Genomic DNA, 11,753 nt, shown 5'->3' on the forward strand with positions numbered 1-11,753 from the left:
TTCAGCCAGATGGGCGGCCAGCAGGGCGGTTTTGACTTCAGCCAGATGGGCGGCCAGCAGGGCGGCTTCGATTTCAGCCAGATGGGCGGTCAGCAGGGCGGTTTCGACTTTAGCCAGTTCGGCGGTCAGCAGGGCGGCTTTGACTTTAACCAGGGTGGACAGCAGCAGGGCAACGCAGGTCAGCAGTCGGCTGGCAACGGCGGTGCTCAGGTACAGTCAGGCAAGAAGCTTTGCGCTATCTCATTCGACGACGGCGCAAGCGCTCAGAGCAAGTCAGATCCCGGATACAGAATCATCGACGCTCTTATCAAGAATAACATGACAGCTACATTCTTCATCGTAGGCGACTGGATCAAGACAAATGACCAGATCAAGTACGAGTATCAGAATGGCATGGAAGTAGCTAACCATACACAGTCTCACCCACATCTCGGTCAGCTTGGCGCACAGCAGGTTAGAAGCGAGTGGGAGAACTGCAATAACAAGCTCAAGAACATCATCGGCGCTGAGCCTTCAAAGCTGATGAGACTTCCTTACCTTGAGAGCAACGCAACAGTTCAGTCTGCACTCAGCGATGTACCGCTTATCAGCTGTGCAATCGATACACAGGACTGGAACGGCGCTTCAAAGGATCAGATTGTAAATACTATCAAGCAGGCTGCACAGAATGGTTCACTCGAGGGTGCTATCGTTCTCTGCCACGAGAACTATGCTAACACAGCAGCAGCTATGGAAGAGGTTCTTCCTTGGCTTGCACAGAATGGTTACCAGAACGTAAACATTTCTGATATGGCAAAGGCTCACGGCAAGACACTTGCAGGCGGCCAGGTTCACACACGCGCTTAATAGTTTTCGCTAAATGTGCCGAGAGCTGAGATCGGCTTTCGGCACACTCATGTAAGATTTCTCCAAATTTTAATATCCCCTGAAAGGCAGTCGGTTGATATCGGCTGTCTTTTCATTTTGTCTGATAAATATTATGCAGGACGGGACAGCCGACGATAACGGCATTGTTAAAGCTGAATAAATACCGCCGTATATCGGCGGTGTTTTTGTCTGATAGCGAGAATTTTTGCAAATTTATACTTGTAGCAATATTTGGTTAGCATTTTACAGAACGATGATTTATAATGTAATATGGCTTAAAATCGTGTTCAATAATCTTATTTACGGAGGTTTTTTATGAGATCGACAAGAATTATAGCGGCTGTTCTGTCGCTGACCTTAATTGCAGGCGCAGCTGTGCCGTTTGGCAGCTATGCTCCAAGCTTTTCTCTGACCGCAAGTGCGGAGGAGGAAAAGACTGTTTCATCAGATGACCTTACATTCACAGTTTTTGCAGACCATGCCGAGGTAAGCGGTATCAACAACGAGGGACTTACAAAGTGCTCTATCCCTGCATCAGTGAACAAGCTCCCTGTTACGGCCATTGCGGAAAATGCCTTCTATTTTGCCGAGAAGCTTCAGGAGGTAACTATCCCTGCTTCTGTTACAGCTATCGGCGATAATGCCTTTTCATGGAATTTACAGCTCAGGTCCATAAAGGTAGACAGCGGCAATAAGAACTTCGCAGACGTTGACGGAGTTTTATTCAACAAGGCTAAGGATACTCTCATGACATATCCGGCAGGAAAGACTGACAAGTTATACACAGTTGCAAATACTGTCAAAAAGATAGACAGCTTCGCGTTCCTGCTTTCCCAGAACCTTGAATCTGTGACCGTTCCTGCTTCTGTTTCATATATCGGTCAGGAGGCTTTCTGCTCAAGTCCTAAGCTCAAGTCTGTGACTATTCTCAATCCCGAGTGTGATTTTGAGATATCATGCTTTATATGCAACGGCAAGGACGATAAGGGCAATTCCTACTACAGCGGAACTATCACAGGCTATGAGGATTCCACAGCAGAGCAGCTTGCAGCAGACAACAATTATAAGTTCAATGCACTTCCGAAGCCTGTAACAACTACAACAACTACGACAACGACTACCACTACATCAACAACCACAACAAGCAAGGCTACAGCAACTTCAACGACTACAACAGCTAAGGCAACAGCAACTTCAACGACTACAACAGCCAAGGCAACAGCAACATCAACTACCACAACAGCCAAGGCTGCAGCAACATCAACTACTACAACAGGCACTCCTGTGACAACAACCACCACAAAGCCTGCTGAGTCAAAGTACAAGCTGGGCGATATTGACGGCAGCGGAAAGATCAATGCTGTAGACGCTTCAATGGTTCTCCAGTATTACGCAAATATCTCTGTAAAGAAGGACGGCGGTCTCACAAAGGAGCAGATAGCAGTAGCCGACGTAAACAAGGACGGCAAGGCAGACGCCGTAGACGCTTCGATGATACTTTCGTACTATGCTTACTGCGGTACAACACACGAAAATGCAATGTCATTTGAAGAATACATTCAGAAGAATTATGTGAAATAAGCTCATATAAATGAAAATACCGTCGGCTTCGGCGGTATTTTTTATGACCGCAAAAACAGACCGTGCATTATTGACTTTAGGATAAAAACATCGTATAATTAAAAAAATAGATATGACATAAGCTACACCAATTGATCTGATACAAGGAGAAAACTATGAAACAACGATATATCCTTGCGCTGATGCTTTTATCAATGTGCTGTACAGCTTTTTCCTGCGCAGGAAGCAAAAGCGACGGCTTGCAGCCGTCAACAGCAGGCTCCGATATAACCGAGAGCACAGAGGCTCCATATGAAGCTGAGGGAATGGTCTTTTCAGCTAAAAGTGGCTTTTATGACAGCGGTTTTTATCTTTCTGTCACCGCTGATGAGGACTATCAGATATTTTACACCCTTGACGGCAGTATCCCAACGGCTCAGAGCAGCCGCTATACCGAGCCCATAAAGATCACAGACCGCTCGGCGGAGGCAAACGTGCTCAGCGCACATACCGATATCGCACAGCCTGTGGAGCTTGCCAAGGACTTCAAGCCCCGTGACGCAGTTGACAAGGCAACCGTGGTGAGAGCCATTGCCATAGACAAAAACGGCAACAAGAGCAAAGTGGTGTCCAATACCTATTTCGTGGGCTTTGATAAAAAAGCGGATTATTACAAGAACTTCAGGATAGTTTCCATTCTGACCGATGAATCGAACCTTTTTGACCATGAAAAGGGCATATACGTACTGGGAAAGACCTACGACGACTGGAAAAAGAACGATTACGATCCGACTACTCCCGATTGGTTCATTCCTGCAAATTACACTCAGAAGGGCAAAGGCTGGGAGCGTCAGGCGGCAGTGCAGTTCTTTGAGAACGGCGAGCTGGCAGCTTCTCAGGACGTCGGCATACGCATACACGGCGGAGCTACACGTTCATATTCGCAAAAGAGCTTCAATATCTATGCAAGGGGCGGCTACGGAGCTCCGAAGCTGGAATATGACCTTTTTTCGGGAAAAGTCATGAGCAAATCCGTCGGAAAGCCCGTGACTGTGTTCGATACATTTGTGCTCCGAAACGGCGGAAATGACGCTATGTACACACGATTCAGCGATAAGCTTATCCAGTCGCTGGTGTCAGACCGTCAGTTTCTTACTCAGGGCATGGAGCCTTGCATTGTGTTCATTGACGGCGAGTTCTGGGGACATTACGAGATAACAGAAAAAATGGACGATGATTTCATAAGCTCCCATTACGGCGTCCCCGCAAGAGATGTCTGTATAGTCAAAAGGGAGACTCTCGATGACGGCTCTGAGGAGACTTTTGCAGAATGGGAGGAGCTCAGACAGTGGATAAAATATACCGACCTGTCATCGGACTGGGCATATGAACAGCTCTGTGAAAAGGTGGATATGCAGAGCTTTATGGATTACGTCAGCACGGAGATATACATAAATAATTCTGACTGGGGCTCAAAGAATGTGGCGATGTGGAAGTCAGAAGTTGTCGACGAAAATAACCCTTATGCCGACGGAAAATGGCGGTTCGTCATGTTCGATACCGAGTACAGCTCGGGTATCTACGGCGAGGCTCAGCCATCTGAGGACAGCTTCGCAAAGCTTCTTGAAAGCGACTGCTTCATTGCAGACCTTTTCAGCGGAGCTATGGAAAATGCAGGCTTCCGACAGCAGTTCTCTGATACGTTCATGGAGATAGCCGACAAGAATTTTGCTTCCGACAAGGTCAAGGCTGAGATAGACAGGCTTGCAGAGGAGTACCATGACATCGTCATTGCCACCTATGACCGTTTCTGGAGCGGACTTATAGGAGGATACGGCGCTGAGAGCAACTACAGCAGAGCAGTGGATACCCTTAGGAGCTTCTATAACAAGAGACATGACTACATAGTCGGGCATATGAAGAAGTACATGGAATGAGCTGTCAGAAAAGCGGCTGAGTTTAATGTATAAGAAAAGGCGTGATGTAACCATGATACTCATATAGAAGTTTTATAATTATTATTGAGAGAACCCCTTTTGAAAAAGGGGCTTCTCTCAAACTCTCTCCCTAAAACTTTAGTTTTGTTTTTTCACAGATAGGGCGCACCTGCATTTTTGCAGGTCTTTTTTTATTTAAGAAGCGCCCTATCTGCGAAAAAACCAGATAAAAGTCTTTGGAAAGGGGTATGGGGGAGAACCTTTCCTCAGAAAGGTTTCCCCCATAATTAACTGTAAGCTTCTATATAAGTGTTGCGGTTATAATCACGCCTTTTTATATTTGATATTTATTCAAACGAGTTTATCTTGTGGAGGAGATACTCCTGTATGCGGAGTGCGTCGCCTGCGGTAACGCCTGCGCTGCTTGTATCAACGTCAGCATTTGCAAGTCCCTTTTCAGTGATAGCCTTGGCGTCAGAACCGCCGAGAGCATACTTGTTGGGATTAGCAAGACTCTGCATTATCAGTACAACGTCCGACATATCTATCTCGCCGTCGCAGTTAGCGTCGCCAAGCTTGTCAGCCTTTGGAGCCTGCGATGTAGTAGTTGTGGTGGTTGTAGTAGTGGTCGTTGTCGTAGTTGTGGCAGTTGTTGTTGCCTCTGCCTTGGGGAGGGGCTCCTGCTCAAGAGTGCGGATAATGATGTAGTTAAGGTTTATAGCCTTGTCAGCAGAGCGGAAGTTGAGCTCAAGCTTTCCGTTCTTGACTGTTACTTCGCCCTTTGATACTGTTGAGCCGTTAGTTGCGCAGTTCTCGGCGATGAGCTTCTGGTCGTCCTTGCCGTAGTTTGCGTATACTGAAGGAGATGTTGAACAGCTCCATGGATTGCTGAAGCACATCTCTACGGAGTACTTTCCGTTGGGGAGAGTGAAGCCGTAGTCAAGATGACGGTCAATATTGTTTTCGTACTGGTTCTTTGTATAGCGGAATGAAGCTGTCTTGTCTCTGCCGTCGCCTGTATTTCGCTCGTCGCACCATGTATTGGCAGTGTAGAGACCTGAGCTGTTCTTGCTGCCCTCGTACTTGTCTGTAGCGTCGTCGATAAGTCCCCACTCAGCACCTGTTACCTCATCGGGACCGTAGAGCTGCTCTGTAACGCTGTTGTAGTAGCCCAGCTTGTCCTTGCCTGAGAGAGTATAGGTGTTGTGGTCGCCGCAGTCTACAAAGTAGGCAATGCTGCTGTCGCGCTCATAGAGAGGCTTGACTGCTGTCATGTAGATGAAGTCGCATACCTTTGCGGACTCCTTATCGTCGTTGGATGAGAATGTGACTGTGAGAACGTCATAGTCTGTGCCGTCGGCATTTATAGCCTTTACGTTCTTGTCGATAACGTCCTGCGGAACTATGAGCTTCACGTCGTAAACGTCCTTGGTGCCCTTGTAGTCGAGAGTTCCACTGTAGAGGACAGTATCGCCTACGACTATGCGTATGGACTTGCCGTTGTCAGCCTTGCGGAATTTAACGGTGAGCATAGTATAATCGGCTTCCTTGTCGATAGCCATGCGGTAGCTGAATGAGCCGCCGCTCTTAGCGTAACGGTAGGTACTGTCGTCTGTAACGCCCTGTGTATTGGTCTCCTGCATATCGTGGAGATTGTCGTTCTCGTACTGTCCGTAGCCGGGCTGTACAGTATCTGTAACGGTGGACTTGGAACGTGCAGGTCTGTCAACAGCTGTGCTGCTTGACTGGAAGTTCCAGTAGATACCGTAGCGCTGCTGATACTGCTGATAATGAGGCGAGAATGTAAGGTCGTGGTCAGTGCCTGTCAGCTTGAACTTGAGGGAGCTGCCGTCTCTTACAAGGTGGTCGTTTATGTCTGTCATAAAGGTATTGACAGTAGTGCTGTTGTCGGAGATACGGATATTCTCTGAGGGAGTCACCTTATCCTTGGGGATAGTTACCCACATACCTGTTGAGCCTGTAGCCATGTTCTGCTTGCCCAGCTCTGCGCTGAGTACCACAGGACCGTACTTGAAGCCGTAAACAGTGTTTTTGTCGGGGAGGGAGTAAGCCTTTACAGCCTCGGGGATAGTCAGCTCGATAACGTCGCCGCTCTTGAAGTCGCCTGTTACCTGAGCATAGCCGTCAACGGTCTTGTAGGAGTACTTCTCGCCGTCGACCTTAATGGTCATGTTTCCTGCCTTCCAGTCAGGGATACGGAAGCGGAAGTCAACAGCGCCGCTGCCGTCGATAGTGAAGGAAGTTGTATCACTGTTGGGGATATTGCTCTTCTGGGTTATCTTCATGTTCTTGTCAGCCCAGTTGAGTATGGAGCTCTGATACATATTTACATACAGGGTATTATCGCCGTGCATATAGATAGTGTCGCCCAGCTTGCTGAAGTTTTCCATACCGCTTCCTGTACAGCACCAGAAGTGGTCGAAGCGTGAGCTGTAAACCTTGAAATAGCCTGTAGCCATAGGCTGGAAGTAGGTGGTCATACCTGTTTCGGGATTCTGTGAGGAGAGTATCGAGTTATAATAGGTATTCTCATAAAAATCCATGTATTTGCTGTCGCCTGTTATCTTGAAAAGCTCGCGGCTGAGCTTGAGCATATTGTAGGAGTTGCAGGTCTCGCAGTTGCAGTTTGTACGCTCCTTGTCAAGGATATCGTCCATACCGAAGTGCTCCCACTCACTGTTTCCGCCTGTGATATAGGTGTGGTGGTTTACTACCATATCCCAGAAAGCTTCTGCGTACTGGAGCTGGCGTGTAGCGTCTACCTTTTCGCCGTTTATAGTCTTACCGTGGGCTACGGTATAGCGTTTGAGAGCTCCGAGGAACTTAGGGATAGTGGTGTTGGCGTGTTTTCCGTTGAGGACGTTAGCACCGCCCTTGAGTATCTGCTCATGGAGATTTGTGTCGTCGAAATAATGAGCTGCAACAGCGTGATTGTCCTTGCCTGTTATGCGGTAGAGCTCGTACATACAGTCGTTCATTCCGCCGTACTCGATAGAGAGCACTGTGCGGCGCTTCTGGTCGTTCCATGTCTTACAGCGGTTGTATACCCAGTCGCCCAAGTCAGAGCCTAAGTCTTTTGCGGTAGCATAGCCTGTTGCATCGTAGATATCAACTATACCTGCGATGAGCTTATGCATGGTGTACCATGGCACCCAGGCTTCACTGATGATGTTGGATTTGCCTGCTTCGACGTTGTCAAACTGAACTTCAACGCCTGTGCCGTTGGGGTGGGAGGCAGCCCAGATAAGACCCGGTTTGCCCTTTGAGCTCTTCTGGCACTGTCTGAGACCGTCGATGAGGGTGGTCATTCTCTTGTAAAGTGCCGAGCGCTGTTCCTCGGTAATGGAAGGATTCTGGTATGCCTGCGCGATAGCAGTCATATAGTGACCAACCGAGTGACCTGCGATGTTGGTGTTTTCCCAGCCGCCGTAGCGCTTTGCGCCGTTGGTGTTGAGACCAGCGTTTTCGCGGAAGCCTGCAAGGAGTCTGTTTGTGTCGAATGCAAGGAGATAATCAAGCTCCTTGTTGAAAGCGTTGACACTGTATGCGTCAGTCATGGTTACGTCTGAGATGCTGAAATTACGGATGTTTGCGTTCTCGGCTGCTGATACACCAACTGTCGGGAAGCTGGTGACAGAGCACATCATAGCGGCAGCAATTCCAAATGAAGTCAGACGAGAGGGAAGTTTTGATAACATAAGAAATTCCTCCTTTAAATTTTAATATCCCATAATTATTGTAGCTTATTATTAAGAAACTAACAACCCACAAAATTGCAGAAAAGGTTGAAAATATTTTGTTTAAATTCATACTCTATTCGTAAATATACAAAACTTGCACGATATGTTATATGATAAATATTTGAATAACATGAAGATACATCATTTGGTGCAAAAAAAACAGCCCGTACCAAACGGTACAGGCTGTCGCTTTTTATTCAACCCAGTATACGTAGTTTTTCTTTCGCGGTGAAGCTGTGGGCTCGTCACAGTCCGCATAGCCGAGTATGCAGTGTCCTATGCCCTCATATTCGCCCTCTATGCCAAGCTGACGGAGAAGCGCTTTGCCCTCCTCAGACTCGAATTCTTCCTTTGCGCGGTGAATCCAGCAGCTTGAAATGCCATAGGCGTGAGCCGCATTCATGAGATTTCCCATAACAAGGCTGCCGTCGTAAATATAGGTGGGCATTGCCTTGTTTGCGAGAACTATGAGAACTACAGGAGCATTATAGAAAGGATCGTTATCCGTACCCATTATCCTTGCATTCATAGCGGAAAGACGGTCGCGGAGCTCCTTATCGGTAACTGCGATGATAATGGGGGACTGGCGGTTCATGCCTGTAGCGGCGTATGTGCCTGCCTCGATTATCTTTTCGATGATATCCTTTGATACCATGTCAGACTTGAATTTTCTTATGCTTCTTCTGGTTATCATATTTGCAATAGCGTCCATAATTATTACTCCTTAAAAAATATCGTTATATATCTGCTCGGGGGTGAGGTGGTTTTTCCTCAGAACGTCTTCAACTGCGTATCTGTCGAGGAATTCCTTTTTCAGTCCGTAGTTGAATACTTTCATGTCTGAGGTGCCGTAGAATCGCGTTATTTTCTCGCCGAAGCCGCCGTCCAGTATGCCGTCCTCCAAGGTCACAACGTATGAGTGCTCGGATTTGAGCTGCTGGAGAAGCTCCTCGTCTATTCCCGTGATATAGCGCGGATTTATCAGGGTGGGAGCTGTGCCTGTTTTCTTAGCGATAAGCTCTGCAAGCTCCTCGCCGAGCTGGTAGAAATCGCCAAGAGCGATGACAGCAACATTTGCGCCCTGCTGAGTTATTTTATATTTGTTGATGTCGCTGTAGTCCGTATCAACGGGCTTGTCGGTGTGGATAACTCCGTTGCAGGGTATCCTGACGGCAACGGGGTACTTGTCCTGCTCAATGCTCCAGTCCAGCATAGCGAAGTACTCCTCGCAGTTGGTGGGAGCAAGGTACACAAGGTTAGGGATATTTGACATCATGGGGATATCGTAGATACCCAGATGAGTGATGTCGTGCATACCGTAAACAGAAGCTGTGTTCACCAGAAGGGTGGCAGGATTGCTGTTTATGCAGAGATCTTGTGATATCTGGTCGTAGGTGCGCTGGAAGAAGCTGGAATGTGTGGCGAATACGGGCTTGCCGCCGTTTCTGGCGATACCCGAAGCCATAGCAACGGCGTGCTCCTCGGCGATACCCACGTCGATGAACTGCGCTCCCGCTTCCTTTCGCTTATCCTCTGTAAAGCCGATATTGGTGGGAACTGCCGCAACCATTGTGACTACGCTCCTGTCAGCTTTCATCTTCTTCATAAGATAATCACAGGTCATTTCGCCGTAGTCCTCGCCGCCGCTTTCCCAGAGCCCCTTGCCTGTTTCGGGATCAAAGGGCATATGCCAGTGCCAGTCCTCCTTGTTGGTTTCCGCAGGCTCAAAGCCCTTGCCTTTGAGGGTTCTGATGTGTACGACAATGGGGTGGTCAACGTCTTTGATTTTCTTGAATGCTTCAATAAGCGCTCCGATATCGTTCCCGTCAGCAATGTAAGTATAGTCAAGCCCCATAGCCCTGAAGAGGTTGCATTCGCACTTTCCGTCGGAATCGCGGAGAGCTTTCAGGTCCTTGTAAAGTCCGCCGTGGTTCTCGGCAATGGACATATCGTTGTCGTTGACTATGATGATGAAGTTGCTGTTAAGCTCCGATGCAAAGTCGATACCCTCAAGGGCTTCGCCGCCGCTGAGGGAGCCGTCGCCGATTATAGCTATAACATTGCCGCTTTCACCGCGGAGGTCACGCGCCTTTGCAAGTCCGCAGGCAAGGCTAACCGAAGTTGAGGTATGTCCAACGTTGAAGAAGTCGTGCTCGCTTTCCTCGGGATTTGTATAGCCCGAGATATCGCCGAAGCAGTCGTCATTGAAAAATGCGTCTTTGCGTCCTGTCAGTATTTTGTGAGTGTAGCACTGATGTGAAACATCGAACACGAATTTGTCCTTTGGAGAGTCAAAAACGTGATGCAGGGCGATAGTTGCTTCCACAAATCCAAAATTGGGACCAAAATGTCCGCCGCGCTTGGTAAGGCGGTTGAGAAGTCCGCTTCTTATCTCGGCTGCAAGTGCTTTGAGCTGATCTGTGTCAAGAGCTTTGATGTCTTTTGGTGAATTGATGTTTTCGATGTACATTGTATTACTCCTTTGGTTTATTGCAGCAGCAACAGCTGCTTTCGCCGCCCCATTCAAGTTTGCCTGTTTCCACGGCTTTTTCGTAGACTTTTATCTTGTAGTCCATTTTTGCAAGAGCGTCGTCGAACTTTTTACGCTCCGCAAGGATACGCTCCCTTGCCTCTTTCAGCAGGTCGCACCTTGCCTGTATGGTGTGGTCGCCCTCACGAAAAAGCTTTACGTATTCAATAAGAAGCTCTATTGGCATACCTGCGCTTCTGAAGCAGGTGGCAGTCTCTACCCATTTGATATCGTCGTCGGTGTAATCGCGGATACCGCCTGCTGTGCGGTGTACCTCGGGGATAACTCCCACGCGCTCGTAATATCTGAGAGTATCGGGACTCACGTTGAATCTGCTGCATACTTCCTTGATAGTCAAGGCACATCACCTCCCGTATATTGGAATTATACACCTTGGAGTTAACTCCAAGTCAATAGTGCGAAAACAATTTTGGCATAGTGTACAAGTCAGAAGAAATCTGCTTGTGCACTATGCTTATATAGAAGCTTTTCTGTTATGCAGCAATGCAGGTATAAGACTTATTTTTCGGGGAAAACGGCTTTTTGCAAACTTATACTAAAGGTGAAAGAAATAACTATATATTATGCATACACAATAAAAATTACAGAAGTCAGTTTGAGATAATGAATAAATCATAATTTTAGAAAGTATAATTTGATGAACAAGCGATTAAAAAGTATGATGATTTATTGTGTTAAGTAATTTCAATTGTTAAGTGTTTGTAAATTTATTGCTAAAGATATTGCTTTTACATTAACTTTTATATATAATACAGTTAAGCCGAAAGGCTAATGATATAAAAGGAGAAAATATTATGAAAATCAAAAGAACCATTGCTGCGGTAATGGCGCTTGTGCTCGTTGGGGGAGCATATCCGTCAAATGCAGTAAACACACGAAACATCGGCAAAGTATATGCAGCTGAAACAGCAGCAGAAGAAAAAGAACCCAAGTTCTTCGTAGAGAAAGAGTCCAACAAGAGACTGGAACCATACTCAATTGCAATAAAGAATGTTGATCCTGCAACTGTTACTTTTACTCTTGATAATGCAGATGAGGTAAGCAGAACTTCCGATGAGGACGGCAAAGCAGTCTTCA

8 protein-coding genes are annotated in these 11,753 nt (G+C 47.2%); 4 read left to right on the forward strand and 4 right to left on the reverse strand.

Going from position 1 to position 11,753, the window contains the following annotated elements:
- The 3 genes from BT105_RS11470 to BT105_RS11480 form a co-directional block, all read left to right on the forward strand.
- Positions 1-846: polysaccharide deacetylase family protein (locus BT105_RS11470; protein WP_177243972.1), on the forward strand; the 846-nt coding region annotated here is incomplete at its 5' end.
- Between the two features lie 336 nt (positions 847-1,182).
- Positions 1,183-2,448 carry a leucine-rich repeat protein gene (locus tag BT105_RS11475; protein ID WP_072300868.1) on the forward strand — a complete coding sequence of 422 codons (1,266 nt, stop codon included), beginning with the start codon at positions 1,183-1,185 and terminating at the stop codon, positions 2,446-2,448.
- 155 nt (positions 2,449-2,603) lie between these two features.
- Positions 2,604-4,364, forward strand: coding sequence for a CotH kinase family protein (locus tag BT105_RS11480; RefSeq protein WP_072300869.1), 1,761 nt, complete (start codon positions 2,604-2,606; stop codon positions 4,362-4,364).
- A 347-nt stretch (positions 4,365-4,711) separates the two neighbouring features.
- Here BT105_RS11480 and BT105_RS11485 read toward each other — a convergent pair whose 3' ends face one another.
- The 4 genes from BT105_RS11485 to BT105_RS11500 form a co-directional block, all read right to left on the reverse strand.
- On the reverse strand, positions 4,712-8,083 hold the full coding sequence (locus BT105_RS11485; RefSeq protein WP_072300870.1) for a beta-L-arabinofuranosidase domain-containing protein: 3,372 nt from the start codon (positions 8,081-8,083) through the stop codon (positions 4,712-4,714).
- 235 nt (positions 8,084-8,318) lie between these two features.
- Positions 8,319-8,837 carry a nitroreductase gene (locus BT105_RS11490; RefSeq protein WP_072300871.1) on the reverse strand — a complete coding sequence of 173 codons (519 nt, stop codon included), beginning with the start codon at positions 8,835-8,837 and terminating at the stop codon, positions 8,319-8,321.
- A 12-nt stretch (positions 8,838-8,849) separates the two neighbouring features.
- On the reverse strand, positions 8,850-10,595 hold the full coding sequence (locus tag BT105_RS11495) for a 1-deoxy-D-xylulose-5-phosphate synthase (protein ID WP_072300872.1): 1,746 nt from the start codon (positions 10,593-10,595) through the stop codon (positions 8,850-8,852).
- A 4-nt stretch (positions 10,596-10,599) separates the two neighbouring features.
- On the reverse strand, positions 10,600-11,013 hold the full coding sequence (locus tag BT105_RS11500; RefSeq protein WP_072300873.1) for a MerR family transcriptional regulator: 414 nt from the start codon (positions 11,011-11,013) through the stop codon (positions 10,600-10,602).
- 457 nt (positions 11,014-11,470) lie between these two features.
- On the opposite strand from BT105_RS11500, the gene BT105_RS15075 reads away from it, so the two are divergent.
- Positions 11,471-11,753, forward strand: a 283-nt coding sequence (locus BT105_RS15075) for a hypothetical protein (RefSeq protein WP_177243973.1), incomplete at its 3' end; no start/stop codon positions are given.

Origin of the sequence: Ruminococcus flavefaciens (assembly GCF_900119075.1) — a bacterium.
GTDB lineage: Bacteria > Bacillota > Clostridia > Oscillospirales > Ruminococcaceae > Ruminococcus > Ruminococcus flavefaciens_Q.